Below are 16383 nucleotides of genomic sequence, written 5' to 3'. Positions count from 1 at the left end.
TTATCCTATTTCACAGGTGGAAATCAATGGAATATAGGGAAAGATTTTGACAAAAGCTATAATACTATACTTTTTCAAATTATGTAATAAGTTTCCTAATTTTAGGAAAATCGATTTTTATATGTAGTTAATTTATCACCCACTCATTTACGAACATAATCAATTAGTTATCTTGCTATATAAGTAAAACTTACCATTTCCCATTCCCATTTCTCTTAACCTCAATAAAAAAAATACGGATTCCGTTTTCGGAATCCGTTTAACGTATTTACTATCGAATCACAATGAACTTTTCTTGAACAGATAGGATATTTTTCTCTGCAAATACTTGATTTTTATTTATAAAAAGACATTTGATCGATTAAAGTTCATGATGAAGGAATAGTCCATTCCTCTTTTAAAGAAACTTGTTGCAAGGATGCTGCATAACTAATAGCTTCTAACCCCGTTCATATTATTACGCCTTCTGTAGGAATCCGTTGTCTAAAAAGATGGTTCACACTATTTTCTCACAGCATGGATGTAATGAATTGTTTCAAACGCGGACAAATAGTCTGTTCGATTACGAAAGAATTGATTTTGAATTAGATCTGGCGATAAATGTTCATAAATAAGCAAACCTGCATCTTCTAATAATTTCTCCATTTCTTCATAAGAAAAACATGATTTCATTGGTTCCCCACTAGCTAAAGCCATTCGAACCATATTTTGAACTCGGTTTGATCGTCCTTTTTCTTCAAATAGAAATTCATCTGCATAATCAAAAACGATCGAACTTCCTAACGGTACATTAGCAAATAATTCAATTAAAAAATTTGCAAATTCATCTTTCGTTAAATAATAAGAAACGCCTAAAAGGCTTATGAATGTTTTTTTGTTTGGATTAAATCCTTTTTCAATAAGAGTATGGTTATTAAATTTTTTACTAAAATCCATTGATATGAAATGAAGATTTTTTGGAAATTGATAATGAGCATCTGTTAATCTTTTCTTTTTAAAGTCTTGTGTAGTTGGATAATCCACTTCAAATATCTCAATATGCTCATTTAATTGTGGATACCGAAAACAAAAAGTATCTAAACCAGCACCTAAAATAACATACTGTTGAACACCAAGTTCAATTTCATTTCGCACTACATTCTCACAATAGGCAGCCCGCGCTAAAGGCGTTGGAGAAAGTTGTACTTGCGTAATCCACTTTAGGATCTCATTTGGTTCATTTTGAAACTTCTCTTCAATTTCCTTATTAAAAAATTCGATTCCATTAATCATGTTCTCTCGAATCGTTGCAAATTCTTGTTCGGTAATTAAATCCACTGTTATAAAATCATCAAAGATTTTAGGTTCATCAAATTTACTATGATACGCTCGACTAAAAGCTGATATTAAGGAAGTTAAACTTGATTCATTATTCTTCAAAATATTAATCCTCCCATAAAAAAATAAGATTCCCCTGGCCAGGAGAATCTTATTATATAAACTAATATTCGAATTGTAAATTATAGCATAAATAAAAATTTTTGTCAACTATTTCATCCTTTATTAAAAGAATCTACTACAAAGCTAGTAGAATAGGGATTATGAATACTGAAACCCCTTTCCTATAAACAATAGGACAATACAATATACATCCACCGGTACTATATGAAGGTAAGGTAAAATTGAGTTTACTTTTATATAAATGTTCGTTGTAATTATTTTTAAACCAGTATTTGATTGAGCATCAGCAAGTCGTTCATTTATCTTTATTTTTTCAGAAGAATCTTCGAGTTCCCAAATGGCTTCATTCAAGTTCGGATTCACGTAATCTGCCTCTAAAAATGCATACTGAGGATTTGAGATCGCCAAAATTACACTTCCTTCGCATAATTTTCCTAATCCACTAAACAACTACAAAGAATGTTAATCCAAATGGCCGATAACTTAATGTATTGTATTATATTCCTAATTCTTTCGCGTCATAACTGTATATACATGCTTCTTTTAAAACAAAAAAACTAGCAGAATATTTCTGCTAGTAGACAAAAAATGATCCAATTGCTAAACCAATAACCGCTAGAATGATAAAAACAATAACGAATAAAATTGTAATAATAACGGTAGGTATTAATAAGGTGAAGAAAGCTTTCCAATTTGAAATTTGATGGGCTTCTGCAATAACGGCAATAGAAATAACAATACACCAAACTGTAACTACTACTGTAAGGAACAATGTAATAATACCCACTATTCCTAACATCCCTTCAAAGGACGAGTAAAATAGACTATAAGGATCTGTATACATCCAAATAATATAGAAAGGAATTAAAATCACATATGGAATCGAAATAAGGGATAATGCTTTAAATAATTCTTGATACGTTCCAACTCCTTTAAACATTTTCCCTATCGGCCAAATAATTAAAGAATAGAATGCATTCGAAATAATTCCGAAAAATACTGAACATATAATTAGTAGCACTAAAATCCCCAAAATCGGTAAAGTGGGATAAAGTTTCGTATCAATAATGGATGCACTAAATACGCCGATATAACTAATGGCAATAATGAAAAGTGTATAAGGAATCCCCTTATTATCCATTACATATCGAGCTGTTTTTTTAGGGTGTAACCAAACGGATAAAAATGGATTTAATTTTTGTTGTTCATTCATAAAATCACCTTCTCTTTTTCTTTGTTAACTTTATAAGTAAAGCATGATAGTGTATTTTTGTAAATGCCGTATTTTTATTGAAAATAATTTTATAACCGTGATTTTTATGTAGAGAGGAACGCTATTTCAAATTCATTAGCTGGCAAAGGTTTACTATAGTAATATCCTTGAATATTAAAACAATTGTTTTCTTTTAAAATATCTAGTTGCTCCTTCTCCTCTATCCCTTCCGCAATGACATCCATTTGTAAATGTTTCGCCATGGAAACAATCGTAGCTACTATCGCTTTGTCATTTGGATTATTCGTTAAATCTTTAATAAACGATCGATCGATTTTTAATTGATTAATCGGTAACATTTTTAAATAGCTAAGTGAACTATATCCTGTTCCGAAATCATCCAAACTTAGCTGAATACCAAACTCGCTAAGTTCTTTCAAAATTTGATTCGATAAATTTGAATCCATCATCATACTTTCCGTAATTTCGAGTTTTAAATATTTCGGTTCTAGTCCCGTTTCTTCTAAAATGGAAAGAATATATTGGCCTAAATTTGCCTGATAAAATTGTTGTGCTGAAAGATTAACGGATATTGGAATGAATGCCCCTCCTGCCATTTGCCATTCCTTCATTTGACGACACGCTTCTCGCAACACCCAATTTCCGAACTCATAGATGATTCCCGTTTCCTCTGCAATGGGAATAAAAATATTAGGGGCAACTATACCACGTGTTGGATGCTGCCAACGAACAAGAGCTTCGACCCCAATTAATCTATTATTCTCCGAACAAACTTGCGGTTGATAGTGAAGAAAAAATTCATTAAATGATAAGGCCTTACGTAAATCTGCTTCCAGTTTTATTTTCTCCTCCATTTGACTATTAAGTTCATGAGAATAGAACTGAAAACCGTTTTTTCCACCTTTCTTCACTTCATACATTGCAGAATCAGCATTTTTTAACAGTTGAATCATATCTAAACCGTCTTCAGGATATAGTGCAATACCGACACTTGCAGTAACATAGAAGTCACTATCTTTAAGATGATAAGGATGACTAATAACCCGAATTATCCCTTTAGCCAATTCAGAAAGTTCATTATAACTATATTTTTCATTGCACAAAAGGGTAAATTCATCCCCGCCTAACCGGGCAGCGATCACGTCCTTACCAGAAATTTGCTTCTCAATTCTTTTGCCTACCTCTTGAAGTAACTGATCTCCGTAAGCATGCCCAAGAGTATCGTTAATAATTTTGAATCGGTCAATATCCATCATCATAACAGCAAACTGATTTGGATTTGACTCAATTTTATCTGACAATAATTTATTAAACATACGCCGATTCGGTAAACCCGTCAAATCATCATGATAAGCTTGTTGTTGAATTTTATTTTTGTACAATTTTTCTTCTGTAATATCACGAGAAATAATATAACTGCCAACAACTTGACCATCCACAACAACAGGTACATTCATACAATGAACATCGATACACTCTTTGTTGTCTCGAACCATACTAATATCATAACTTTTCGGTTCTCCACTTAAAGCGCTTTGCAACCCGTCAATGGCTTGTCCACGATCCTCTTTTACTATAAAAGGTAAAATTTCATAAATGGAATGCTTAAGAAGTTTTGCATCTTTCAATCCTAATAATTTAATCATTGCTGGATTAAAACCCGTAATCTGATAATCAAAATTTACGGCAATAATACCGTCCTTATTTTTATCAAATAACGATTTATACCATATCGAACCTGTTTGAATTTCATGATCCATTATTGCAAATCGTTTAGAAATATATGTACCGAATATCGATAATCCAAGGGTAATGAATGTAGCGACGACAATCACATAACCGAGCAGTTTCTGATCTAGTACTTTACCAACTGTTGAATTATACCTTTCATCAATATAAAATTCAGCTGAAAACATACCAGTATAATGCATACCGACCACAGCAGCACCCATCACTAATCCGCTGCTTAACTTTTTCCACACTTTTCCTTTCTCATTCGTTTTTCGGAAATAAAAGGATAACCAAAAAGCTGCTACCGCAGCAATAATTGCAATGACAATCGATAACCCCACATACATAAGATTATAGGAAATACCAATTTGCATCGCTTCCATACCTGTATAGTGCATCGCTACAATACCTGCAGCAAGTAGAATACCTCCACTAAATAAATGGCGTAGAGTTAGTTGATCACGCCCAACAATAAACAATGATAAAAACGAACCTATAAGAATAGCAACATAGGATTCAAAAATGATAAACAAATTATAGGAAACTGGAACTTGTAAAGAGAATGCTAGCATCCCAATAAAATGCATCGACCAAACACCCATACTCATTGCAATAGATCCAAACAACAGCCATAACAATCGTTTGCGCCCAAAGGTTTTACTAACCCATCCAACTAAATCAAGGACTGTGTAAGAAGCCATGACGGCAACTACATAAGAAAAGACAACTAAAGCAAAATCATATGTTCCATGTACATGATTCATGTGAAATCCTCATTTCTAAAAGCAAAAATTATTTACGAGAATATAATAAAGAATTTATTCCTCCTTCTATCTATTTATACTTTACTCTGATTTTAATAAGATGATTTATTTTCTAAACTTTATGTAAAAAATACATTTTAAATACTACTTTAAACGAGTTAATTTTATCTTATAAATAAAAAATAATTATACGATAATTTCTACATATTTAGAACTTTTTAAACATTTTTCATAAAAACTCGACATAAATTAAAGACCTCCGTTTAAACGAAGGTCTATTTTTACATCAAAAACGTTTTAATCCCAGTCCAATTCTTCGCTATTTTGCTTTCTGTAAATTGCCGCATTGTCCGAATCCTTTCTTACAAAGGAGTATTCACCAGATAAGTACAGATCCGTTTTCACTTTTTTCAGAAATTCCCGTCCGGCAGATATTCGAGAACTTTTTGTAAATTGATTCCATTCAATTTTGGAAAATAAATCGCGAATTTTAAACTCTGTACCTGGTGGTAAATGTTTTGCTTTTTCATGAATGGCCAATATGGATACTTTAACTCCAGTCGTTTCGTATCCAAGCTCATGTAGCACAAGATCTTTTATAACTGCACCAATTGATTGCTCCGCCTCTTTTGCGACATCTTCTAAATAATCATATTCTTCATCTGAAAAACGAATTGTTACGGTTTGCGACATAAAATCAACCTTTCTGTATTAAGAGAAAATTCTTTGTAAACATATATTAATTCTTTGTACACAAACAATCAAGTTTTTTTAAACTTAAAAACCACTATAAACCTTATTAAAAAGGTTTATAGTGGTTTCTTTCAATTATGATAGTAGACTGTCACGGAATGAGATTAAGGGTTTTCAAAAGAAAAATTCCTCTCCTATCAACAGAATTGCAATAAATTAAATATCGACTATTAACGAAATAAGATAGCCAGTTAACTTTTAAATAAACGTTCGTTGGGATCATTTTAAGGACAGTTTCTGAAATATCATCATGCTCCCTATCTTTTACCTTTTCCAAAGAAGAATCATCGAGTTTAGTTAAAAAGCGGTTCAAGTTTGGATTCATATAATCAGCCTCTAAAAAGGCATATTGAGGGTTGGAAATCGCCAAACATTACACTTCCTTCGTATCATTTTCTGTCCTTCACCAGTCAGAAGCAGTTACAAGTCATGCAATCCGAAATTAGACGATCACTGTACCACTTATTATATTCCTGCTATATCGACATCATAACTGTTCGTTGTGATTCCTTTTACAAAAAAAGCTAATCGACTAATTTGTTTCCAAATTAATTGATTAGCTTTACTTGTTCCAATGTTTTTTAATTATATAGATGTTCCAAATCGCTCTTCTAATTGTTCCATCACTTCTTTCACGTAACCTTCTGAAAGATTGTGTTTAGCAATATAGCGATTACGAGGATGCTTTGCACACTCTAGCGAACAACCACCAAGATGTTTGGCTTCATTTTCTTCCGATGCAAGTATATGTTTGTTACATTCAGGGTTGGCACATTTAATATAACGTTCACATGGTGTACCGTCATAATAATCTTTTCCGACAACAACATGTTCTACTTGGTTAATCGGCACTGTAATCCGCTCATCAAAAACGTACATTTGCCCATCCCAAAGCCTACCTTTTGTAACAGGATCTTTACTATATGTGGCAATCCCACCATGTAATTGACCAACATCTTCTCCGATACCTTCTCGTTTTAACCAACCAGAGAATTTTTCACAACGGATACCGCCTGTACAATAAGTTAATACCCGTTTCCCTTCGAATAATTTTTTGTTCGCCCGGACCCACGCTGGCGTATCACGGAATGTTTCTACTTCAGGGCGTATCGCCCCACGGAAATGACCGACATCATATTCATAAGTATTACGCACATCTAAAACAACCGTATCTTCCCGTTGCATTTCCTCCATAAATTCAGCTGGTGAAAGGTAGCGGCCCGTGATTTCTTTTGGATTTACATCGTCCTCCAAACTTAAATTAACCAGTTCACGACGTGGTCGGCATTTCATCTTTTTGAAAGCATGACCTTCTGCTGCATCGACTTTAAACACAATCCCTTCAAACAATGGATCTTTTTTCATCATGTCCATATAAGCATTTGTATCATCAATTGTCCCAGAAACAGTCCCATTAATCCCTTCTTTTGCAACAAGAACTCGACCTTTTAAGTTTAGGTCGTTACACGCTTGTAAATGTTCTTCTGCAAAGGCTTCTGGATTTTCAATTGTTGTATAGTGATAATATAATAAAACTTGGTATTTCATCTTACGTTCCACCTATCATACATATTTACAGGATATCCTGATAGTTTCAAAATGTTATTATACTATATTTTTACCACGATGCGTTTAATTTTATGATACAATCTTTGCTATTCAAATTATGATATTACACTTAACTTAAAGAGGAGGTTTCCCATGCAACAATTACAATTTGAACGCTCTTGGAATAAAGCATTATCTACTCAAGATCGTAATACGATTGAAGAAATTTTTAATATAACAAAGGAACAGAAAAGTTCCGGAGTATTGTTCTCCCCAGTACGAAAATCACTCAACTATCGAAATGAACTGTTAATAACCGTATTAGTACATAACTTTTCCGATTCGATGTTGACGTTCCATAATACACATTTAGTATACCGAACGATAGAAAAAGTCGTTGCAGAAAAGGAATTTACAATTCCCGCTTTGTCCATACCACCAAAAGTAAGTATGCCATGGACGTTTATATTTTCTAAAAATGATTATCATATGGATGCTTTGAATTGCGAAAACGGTCAGCTTCTATTGGATAAGTGATGACTATTGTTTTGATTTTAAGGTCCGTGCTGGATTATGATTAAAAACTATATGTAAAAAGGATCTCTATTTAAATCTATATAATGCTACAATGAATTCTTCACATCTTTAGGAAGGATGTTTCTCAAACGAATATCGTTTTATTCATACCGAAGCCCTTGGGATATTTCCTTTAACTTTTCATAATTCAATATACGAATAGTATGACGAGTTTTTTCAATAATTCCTTTTTCTGTTAAGTCATGTATCACTCGATTTAAATGGCGATGGGTCGTTCCAAGCAAATCTGCTATTTCCCTCGTATTCCCCGTCTGAAGCTCAGTTCCAAATTCATTTCCCGGTGTCGAAATCGATAATAAAAAACTTGCAAGTCGATTTTCAACAGATGCTAGTAAATTGACACGGGATGAGGTAGTAATCGTTTGTAGTTTGTAGCTTAAATGCTTTAAAAGATCTTGCAAAAAAGCGGTATTTTCCATTTCATTTTTATAAATATAATCAAACGGTAGAGCGATACAAAGACATTCTGTTACTGCAGTTATTTGGGATTGTATTGGCATATGGCGGATAAGCTCCAAATCGCCTATTAAAGCGAGGGGATGATTAAATCGCAATAGTAATGATTTCCCCGTTTCTATACTCGATGTTGCCTTTACTCTCCCTTCTACTAAATACAGTAAATACTCTGCCTCTGCACCTTCCCGTAATATCGTTTCACCTGCCTCATATGAAAGCAACTTAAATGGTCGCTGCTCATACTGCTCAAAAATCTTATGGAGCTCATATTTCATTAATTTGTCACGTAAAAGTAACGAATCTCTAATTATTTGCATATAATAACCCCTTTTTGGACATATGTCCTTTTCATTATAGGCGTAATTGTTATGATGATGTTAATAATAAGTGCAAACAAATTCTGTTGCCACTAGTTTATATTGAAAGTATTGAGGTGTTTAGATGAATAAAAATTTAATATATCCCTTACTCATCGTCATTGGTTCAAGCTCTTATGGGATTCTATCTACTATAATTAAACTAGCCATGGAACATGGTTTTACAACGGCAGAGGCTGTAACAAGTCAATATGTAATAGGTTTTTTATTGGCCATTATTTTATCTGTGATTACGCAACGTGCTTTACCAAAAATTTCGTTAAAAGGCTTTATTGTTATCATGATTTCTGGTTTCCTTACAGGTACAACGGGCATCATATATGGACAAGCCGTCCATTACTTACCAGCGTCTCTTGCAGTTGTTATGTTATTCCAGTTTACTTGGATTGGTTTATTTTTAGATTGTATTATTCACCGTCGCCGTCCGACGAGACCCGAACTTATTTCCCTCGTCTTTTTAGTCGCGGGTACAATTTTAGCTGCTGGCATTTTAGATGTTGATTTAAGTGGACTAGATTGGAGAGGATGGGCATTCGGTTTAGCAGCTGCATTTAGTTTTGCTTGCTTTATGCAGTTTAACTCGAAACAAGTGGAAGGGATTTCAACAATTGGTCGAATGACAATCATGTCCTTATTTTCGATGCTCATCGTACTTGTTTTCCAAGCACCAGAAATTGTTACGAATGGAAAACTGTTTAGTACAAGCCTATTATATTTTGGTTTAACACTTGGCTTCTTCGGAATTATTTTACCCATTATTTTATTTACAATTGCAGTTCCAAAAGTTGGTGGCGGTATAGCTTCCATTTTAAGTGCTATCGAGCTACCGGTTGCAATAATTGTTTCTGTAATTGTCTTACATGAAGCGTTAACATGGGTACAAATTATTGGGATTGTTCTAGTTCTTTTCGGAATGATGTTGCCGACACTATTACAAAATCGAAGACAATCATTAAAAACGAAAGATAGCATAGTATAATAAAAAATACCCTGTAAGACAGACTGTTAAAGTCCATCTTACAGGGTATTTATGCGTAATCAGTAATTTATAAACTAAATATGGTTACCTTCGCTACGTCTCATAAAGGAATCCTATGGTTGCTCGTATCAATCTCGAAGGTTCCTCTGCTTAATACAGGACGTTTTCAAGCAATTTACTCCATTCGTTACAACTTGGAAGGACCACCATTCTTAACGTGTTACATTTACACAGAACCTGTCTCTTACAAAAATATTGGTCAGTTTTTATTTAAAAAGGTTTTTCATCCACTGACGGTCAGACACATGTAGTAAACTCTTTACTTTTAATGCAACTAACTCAAAATCTTCTTCGACTTTTGCATTTTCATAGTCAAACCAATGGTCATCTGATTTCGCTCCTCCAAGCCGATAGCGTTTATTTACATCATGGGCAGTTACTTTATTTGTCGGTATTTCTTCTCCCCAACTCATCGTTACCCCATCTATTCCACAAACGGCTAATTCGACAACAAAGGAACCACCATATCGATTAAATTGAAAAGTAATCAAGTCGATATTATCATCATTTTTTCTCCTAAAGTGTGGGAATGAACCTTTAAAACCTTGCTCTCTTAAATATGGAACTACAATCTTTTTTAAGGCATTATTGATAGAGAGACGACTATTTGAAGCCATTGTAAATATTCTCCTCTACATTTCAATAGTTGTTTGCTAACAAGTAAATATTTTAATCATGAATTGAAAATCATATTAATTTTTTTAATACATTCGTTTATAAAATTCTCATAATATCGATCATCATAAAGTTTGAAATATAGATCATTTTCCTCTGGATACTTAAAATTTGGAGCATCCTCATCATTGGGTAGATACTCCCAATACGCCCAATAGCTATCTATCTTTGGTACAATATGTGGCAAGCATTTTTTAATTTCCTTTTCTGTCAACTTTTGATCCTCAAGTTTCCCATTATTCGCCACAACAAAGCCAGCAAAAATATAATCCTCTAACTCTATTCGGAACCAAATATCGATACCAGGCCTTATATTTGTTTTATATGGGTAACTGATTCCTGGATACGTATAACTTTTTGATGAATAATATGTATTATGTCTTTTATAGTTATTAAATTCCCAATCATATTCATTTTGGAGTTTTTCTTTTCCAATCCTTTTCTCAATTTCATTAAAAATAGACTTTAACTTATCTAATTTTATAACCGATAAACTTTGTTCAATGGCAAATGCACTTTTCATCGATTCTGGTGATGAGGTCAAAACTGTTTTAATATCCATTTGATTTTCATCCTCCATCTGTCCAGTGAATTTTTTAATTACTACGATTAGTTGTAATAATACTTCTCTAATAGGAGCTAGTTTAATGGTATCGCTTTGTTCGAGGCATTTTTTTAACCAAAGTAAAATATCATGAGCAAAAGAAATGGGAGTGACTATATTTTGGTCTTTACTACTATATGTTGAAGGCATTGTGCCAAATTTTGTTAAATAATAAACATTTGAATTAAGTGCGACTTTTGCATAATCTTCACATTGATTTTCCTGATCGCGAGCATTAATTTTTACTTCTATAGGTATTTTATAACCTTTTGCTTCAATAAATAAATCAATTCGTCGGTTTTTTTCTATCAGCAGTTCACGATAGACTTGTACATTTTCCAGTAGAGGTATGTGAAGTTTTAACACGTGTTCAATAAAAAGTTTTAAATATGTATTTCCTTGAGAATGTCTCCCCTTTGGATTTATTAGATCATAAATCACTCTGCACATCTTTACCTCATCAGTGGCAATCCCTGCGATTTCGAAAATATTATAATAACCGCCAGTTTTTCGCTTAATAAGTTCGTTTTTATTGTGTATTCCCGAGATTTCTTGGATAAGAAAATTTATAGTCATCGACATCATCTCCTTCTAGTATTATATAGTTTTTAAAAATAATGGGAAATAGTGTAAATGGAAATTCAAGGCTAATTAAAACTGTTATAGCAATTTCTAATAAAATGGATCCTCAATTAATAGACAATTTCTAATAATTGGTGATGCAATTCTATTGGACTGTTAAAAATTCGAACTTTTCTTAAAACGGGATGTTTTAGTATTAATCTTTCAAATGCAAAGTTGGCTTTTCAACTGTAATTCAACATACCAACTAAGTTCATCACCTAACCCAATTTTCATCCGTACACTTTAATGAGTAGTTGATGCAAAAAAGCCCTAAAACCCGATAGTCATAAGGTTTTAAGACTTTTTCCTTTTACGTTATTTTAAATCATTGTATCTTACGGAATAAATGAGTCCACCAGTAACAAAAAATAATGATAAAACAAATGGTAAGAAGGTATAAAAATACACCCTTATAAAGATTTTGCTCCATAATATATTGTTTTACTTTTTAGTTAACATTTATTTTTTTCTATCAGGTGCAGTTGGTATTTGTTCAAACCAACCTTTCTCAATCATAATGCTTGAAGCCTCATGAACAAAACTAGCATTTCTCAATAAAGCTTTTGAATAAGTTAATCCGATATCACGTCTTCCGTCTACTGCTAACGCATTTCCTAAAGCTCTAATTTTTAAAGTAAACATATCTAACTTATGAAATAACATTAGCTTATCTGAAAATGGTGAAAAAGTAGACGATGTTACAAGATCGTTATGAAAAGATGGAGAAGGTAAATTTTCTTCATATAGTTTCTTCATATTATTTTCGATACTTTTCGTTGTAATGTCTTCACCTTTTTCAAATAATTTTCGAATTTTTTCATCCTTCACTACTTGGGCAAATGCATGAATCAGGGCCTTACTCGTCGTATTACTTTCAATAATATCGTAAAGATGGGTAATTTCTAACGCATGCAATGGTCGTACATGTCCAAAGTAACCGTTTAAAAAATCCTGATGAACAAACTGAACCTTTTCTGGAATTGGTATGAGTGGTGGTTTCATGATAAGCCCTTTATGCATTAAGATTTCATTCGTTTGTTCCATTAAATCTAAAGTAGCCTCCATACAGTATCTAAAAAATTCCTTTACATCTTTTCTATATACAAGAGGTATCGCTACATTATAAATACTCATACCAGCTTTTGAAGTATATTTTAAATAATGGACATAAAATTCATCTTGAAAAAGACGAGGGGCCTCTAAATTTACATCTTCTTCTGAAAAGCCTTTAGGAATCGGTATATTTTCTTTCGTAAAGATATCTTTAGTTGTTTTTAAAAAATCTTCACTTAAAGTTAACGCATTTTCTACCAAAGTTTTGATATCCTCATCCTTAACGTGCTGAAGATAATAAAGCAAAATACATTTAGCCATACTATTTCCCATATAACTAGCCCAAAGTTTACCCATTTCAGTCGATGTTAGTTTTTCGGTAGGATCTTGTTTATATGAACTTAATTTAATCGGTTTCAGTTTTACCATCTTTTTCACTCCTTTTTAACTTCAGTATGTCACCCCATCGGAAATTATATTCTGATACTAAATTGCATCGTCAAAAAATAATTTCTCTTTTTTAATTAACAAAAAAACGCCGAGATAAGCTATCTCGACGTAAAATTTATAAAGTGGAAATATTAAAGTTGTCGTTAATTTACTATAAATCCCTTATTCTAATATTCGCAAAAAGTTGTATATAAAGCTTATCTATCCATCTCTTTTTCCATCCATACTTGACGTATAACTTCTTCCGTATTTAAGCTAATGAAAAATTTAGCTGCTTGTGAAGAAAGAGGAGTATTAACTGTTGTAAAATTTCCACCTTCTGTTATGACAGCTAGCATTGCACAAAATTCATCTTTTGTAACAGTATCCAGTACTTCAAATTGTATAATTTTCGTCTCACCATTTGTTTGTTGAAATAACGTATAACCAATCGGGTTATGAAGTTGATCGAAAAACACGGCAACTTGAGCAGATAAGTTACTTTTCACATGGCATTGCCACGGAACGTCTTGATTATATATGGTTAACTGAGGTAGTAATTCTGGACGTGTAAACTCAACATTTATAGTAGACTTCTTTTCAACATTCCCTTTAAAGAAAATAAGTTCATCCTTTATTTTGTAACCTAGATTCTCATAAAGTAAAATCGCCGCTGTATTTCCTTTAATTGCTTCAAGGCTTGCCCGTTTGACATTGTGCTCTTTATATTCTTCGATACTTTTTTCGAGGAGCATTCGCCCTACACCTTTTCTTCTAGCCTTCGGATGTACAGCAGTCCCACCATTCCATGCCACTACTTCTCCGTCATTTTCACGAAAGCCATTTAGTAGAATTCCTTGTAGTGCCCCGTCCTCTTCCGCGACAAAGGAAGATCCAACACGTAAATCTTCATTCGCCAGACGCTTAATAAAGCTATTTAGATCAACGTGAACTGGTACAAAGTAATTTGAAAATCCTTCATTCCAAATCGTAATGATATCTCCTAGTGTACATGTGTCAATCGTTTTAATATTCATCCTATAACCTACTTTTCGTATAGTTTTTTCTACTTCTGAATATAATTTTATGTCGGAATAATAGACATGAGAACACTTTCTTGTATTCGTAGCCACCTGCAACTAAACGGGGCGTAAAAGCGTTTTAATTCGTAACACTGCTCCTCTTTTCATCCTCAAAAGTCAAAATATCAGGTATTATTTAAGAGTAGGACAAGTTAAGGTTTTACAAAAAAGGAGGTTTTTTTGTTGAAAAAATTATTGAATCAAACAGAACATTTAGTAATGGAAATGTGTCATGGACTTGTACTAGCTCACCCAGAACTTCAATTAAATGGAAAATATAAAGTGATTTCTCGACGTAAAAAGAAAGAAAATAAAGTAAGCGTAATTAGTGGTGGTGGAAGCGGTCATGAGCCAGCCCATGCAGGATTTGTAGGAACTGGAATGCTTGATGCAGCAGTTTGCGGAGAGGTCTTTGCTTCCCCATCTCAAATTCAAGTCTATCAAGCAATTAAACAAGTAGCAACTGACACTGGTGTTTTAATGATTATTAAAAACTACTCCGGTGACATGATGAATTTTAAAAACGGTGCCGCACTTGCTGCAGAAGACGGCATTTTAGTAGACTACGTAAAAGTGGATGACGACATCGCTGTTGAAGATAGCTTATATACGGTTGGACGCCGCGGAGTTGCAGGTACGATATTTGTCCATAAAATTGCAGGGGCTGCTGCTGAGCTTGGATTTGACCTTGCAACAGTTAAAAAGATTGCTGAAAAAGCGGCGTCACAAGTTCGTAGCATCGGTTTTGCACTGACGTCGTGTACTGTTCCAGCTAAAGGGACACCAACCTTCACATTAGAACAAGACGAAATGGAATATGGCGTTGGAATTCATGGTGAGCCGGGTATCCGTCGTGAAAAAATGATGACTGCGGATGCGTTAGCTGATCGAATGGTAAATGACTTATTAAAAGACTTAGGCGAAGTTAAGGAAGTAGCTGTATTAGTGAATGGCTTTGGTTCGACACCACTTCAGGAGCTATATGTTTTTAACAATAGTGTTATTCGTTCACTCTTTGAAAAAGGCGTCCACGTTCATCGCGTATTTGTAGGTAATTATATGACGAGCATCGATATGGCGGGTACTTCTTTATCGATTTTAAAATTAGATGACGAACTAAAACAATATTTAGACGCTCCTGCATCTACACCTGCATTAAAAGTAGACGGAGAAGCTGCACCGATTCAGATGGTTCAATCAGAACAAACAACTACAACAATAGAACCTTCATTTAAAGTGGAAACGGAGAAACAGTTTGCTAAAATCCAAGGCGAACAATTTACATTAGAGAATTTACACTATTACATCGATAAAATGAGCGAGGTCATTATCGAAAACGAAGTACCTTTCTGTGAGCTTGATGCCCATGCAGGTGATGGTGACTTTGGAACGAGTATCGCAAAAGGATTTAAACAATTAAAACGCGAATGGTCCGAGCTTATCTCCGCATCTTCAATGAGTGCCTTTTTATCAAATTGCTCAATCGTTATCATGGAGCATTGTGGCGGTGCATCTGGTCCGATTTGGGGATCTGCTTTCCGCTCAGCTGGAAAAGCCATTGAAGGTAAGGAATATTTAACGGTTTCTGATTTTGCACAAATGCTGCAAGCAGCGGTTAATGGAATTCAAACAACTGGTGAACGTTCATTTGGACGCGGTGCTGTTGTCGGAGATAAAACGTTAATTGATGCCCTTGTACCGTGTGTTGATGCTTGGGTTGATGCTGCAAATGAAGGTGCAACATTTGCTGAAAGCTTCACTCGTGGTGCACAAGCAGCCGTTAAAGGTGCCGAATCTACTAAACATATTGTTGCACGAATGGGACGTGCAGGCACTGTCGGCGAACGTAGTTTAGGTTATCCAGATGCAGGTGCGTACGGATTAGGTGTAATCTTCACAGCCTTGGCAGAAGATGCCCAACAATAAGAAGATAAATTTTAATTAAACATAAAGCCTGCTCAACCGTTAAATTGAGCA

The 16383-nt window shown here is 33.9% G+C and carries 14 protein-coding genes; 3 read left to right on the top strand and 11 right to left on the bottom strand.

Annotated features, from left to right (window positions below; all coding sequences use genetic code 11):
* Window positions 1-501: 501 nt before the first annotated feature.
* From H9636_RS06655 to trhO, 6 genes are all read right to left on the bottom strand, one after another.
* On the bottom strand, window positions 502-1419 hold the full coding sequence (locus H9636_RS06655; protein ID WP_191706839.1) for a class I SAM-dependent methyltransferase: 918 nt from the start codon (window positions 1417-1419) through the stop codon (window positions 502-504).
* Between the two features lie 159 nt (window positions 1420-1578).
* Entirely contained in the window at window positions 1579-1848 is a 270-nt protein-coding gene (locus H9636_RS06650) for a hypothetical protein (RefSeq protein WP_191706838.1), read from the bottom strand.
* A gap of 166 nt (window positions 1849-2014) precedes the next feature.
* Window positions 2015-2653 carry a YIP1 family protein gene (locus H9636_RS06645; protein ID WP_191706837.1) on the bottom strand — a complete coding sequence of 213 codons (639 nt, stop codon included), beginning with the start codon at window positions 2651-2653 and terminating at the stop codon, window positions 2015-2017.
* Window positions 2654-2757: 104 nt separating this feature from the next.
* Window positions 2758-5169, bottom strand: coding sequence for an EAL domain-containing protein (locus H9636_RS06640; RefSeq protein WP_191706836.1), 2412 nt, complete (start codon window positions 5167-5169; stop codon window positions 2758-2760).
* A gap of 297 nt (window positions 5170-5466) precedes the next feature.
* On the bottom strand, window positions 5467-5862 hold the full coding sequence (locus H9636_RS06635; RefSeq protein WP_191706835.1) for a DUF1413 domain-containing protein: 396 nt from the start codon (window positions 5860-5862) through the stop codon (window positions 5467-5469).
* A 645-nt stretch (window positions 5863-6507) separates the two neighbouring features.
* A complete protein-coding gene (trhO, locus tag H9636_RS06630) occupies window positions 6508-7470 on the bottom strand; it encodes an oxygen-dependent tRNA uridine(34) hydroxylase TrhO (RefSeq protein ID WP_191706834.1) in 963 nt (320 codons plus the stop codon).
* Window positions 7471-7623: 153 nt separating this feature from the next.
* Here trhO and H9636_RS06625 point away from each other — a divergent pair, with 153 nt between their 5' ends.
* Window positions 7624-8007: an SLAP domain-containing protein gene (locus H9636_RS06625; RefSeq protein WP_191706833.1), complete on the top strand. Its 384-nt coding sequence runs from the start codon at window positions 7624-7626 to the stop codon at window positions 8005-8007.
* A 140-nt stretch (window positions 8008-8147) separates the two neighbouring features.
* On the opposite strand, the gene H9636_RS06620 is transcribed toward H9636_RS06625, so the two are convergent.
* On the bottom strand, window positions 8148-8840 hold the full coding sequence (locus H9636_RS06620; protein ID WP_191706832.1) for a Crp/Fnr family transcriptional regulator: 693 nt from the start codon (window positions 8838-8840) through the stop codon (window positions 8148-8150).
* 124 nt (window positions 8841-8964) lie between these two features.
* On the opposite strand from H9636_RS06620, the gene H9636_RS06615 reads away from it, so the two are divergent.
* Complete coding sequence (locus H9636_RS06615) at window positions 8965-9879, top strand: EamA family transporter (protein ID WP_191706831.1); 915 nt, start codon at window positions 8965-8967, stop codon at window positions 9877-9879.
* A 266-nt stretch (window positions 9880-10145) separates the two neighbouring features.
* Here the strand turns inward: H9636_RS06615 and H9636_RS06610 are convergent, their stop codons facing one another.
* The 4 genes from H9636_RS06610 to H9636_RS06595 form a co-directional block, all read right to left on the bottom strand.
* A complete protein-coding gene (locus tag H9636_RS06610; protein ID WP_191706830.1) occupies window positions 10146-10556 on the bottom strand; it encodes a DUF4304 domain-containing protein in 411 nt (136 codons plus the stop codon).
* A 56-nt stretch (window positions 10557-10612) separates the two neighbouring features.
* Window positions 10613-11794 carry a PDDEXK-like family protein gene (locus tag H9636_RS06605; RefSeq protein WP_191706829.1) on the bottom strand — a complete coding sequence of 394 codons (1182 nt, stop codon included), beginning with the start codon at window positions 11792-11794 and terminating at the stop codon, window positions 10613-10615.
* A gap of 507 nt (window positions 11795-12301) precedes the next feature.
* Window positions 12302-13324, bottom strand: coding sequence for a DUF3231 family protein (locus H9636_RS06600; RefSeq protein ID WP_191706828.1), 1023 nt, complete (start codon window positions 13322-13324; stop codon window positions 12302-12304).
* Between the two features lie 218 nt (window positions 13325-13542).
* Complete coding sequence (locus H9636_RS06595; protein WP_191706827.1) at window positions 13543-14361, bottom strand: GNAT family N-acetyltransferase; 819 nt, start codon at window positions 14359-14361, stop codon at window positions 13543-13545.
* A 228-nt stretch (window positions 14362-14589) separates the two neighbouring features.
* On the opposite strand from H9636_RS06595, the gene dhaK reads away from it, so the two are divergent.
* On the top strand, window positions 14590-16332 hold the full coding sequence (dhaK, locus tag H9636_RS06590) for a dihydroxyacetone kinase subunit DhaK (RefSeq protein ID WP_191706826.1): 1743 nt from the start codon (window positions 14590-14592) through the stop codon (window positions 16330-16332).
* The last annotated feature ends 51 nt before the right edge of the window (window positions 16333-16383 follow it).

This window comes from Ureibacillus galli (assembly GCF_014836845.1).
Classification (GTDB): Bacteria; Bacillota; Bacilli; order Bacillales_A; family Planococcaceae; genus Ureibacillus; species Ureibacillus galli.
The sequence above is the reverse complement of the archived record's forward strand: the minus strand, read 5'-3'. Positions and strand labels throughout refer to the sequence as shown.

Coding starts and splice junctions, on each gene's coding strand:
- H9636_RS06645 (WP_191706837.1), bottom strand. CDS start 2,653: ATGAATGAACAACAAAAATTAAATCCATTTTTATCCGTTTGGTTACAC.
- H9636_RS06640 (WP_191706836.1), bottom strand. CDS start 5,169: ATGAATCATGTACATGGAACATATGATTTTGCTTTAGTTGTCTTTTCT.
- H9636_RS06635 (WP_191706835.1), bottom strand. CDS start 5,862: ATGTCGCAAACCGTAACAATTCGTTTTTCAGATGAAGAATATGATTAT.
- trhO (WP_191706834.1), bottom strand. CDS start 7,470: ATGAAATACCAAGTTTTATTATATTATCACTATACAACAATTGAAAAT.
- H9636_RS06625 (WP_191706833.1), top strand. CDS start 7,624: ATGCAACAATTACAATTTGAACGCTCTTGGAATAAAGCATTATCTACT.
- H9636_RS06620 (WP_191706832.1), bottom strand. CDS start 8,840: ATGCAAATAATTAGAGATTCGTTACTTTTACGTGACAAATTAATGAAA.
- H9636_RS06615 (WP_191706831.1), top strand. CDS start 8,965: ATGAATAAAAATTTAATATATCCCTTACTCATCGTCATTGGTTCAAGC.
- H9636_RS06610 (WP_191706830.1), bottom strand. CDS start 10,556: ATGGCTTCAAATAGTCGTCTCTCTATCAATAATGCCTTAAAAAAGATT.
- H9636_RS06605 (WP_191706829.1), bottom strand. CDS start 11,794: ATGACTATAAATTTTCTTATCCAAGAAATCTCGGGAATACACAATAAA.
- H9636_RS06600 (WP_191706828.1), bottom strand. CDS start 13,324: ATGGTAAAACTGAAACCGATTAAATTAAGTTCATATAAACAAGATCCT.
- H9636_RS06595 (WP_191706827.1), bottom strand. CDS start 14,361: ATGAATATTAAAACGATTGACACATGTACACTAGGAGATATCATTACG.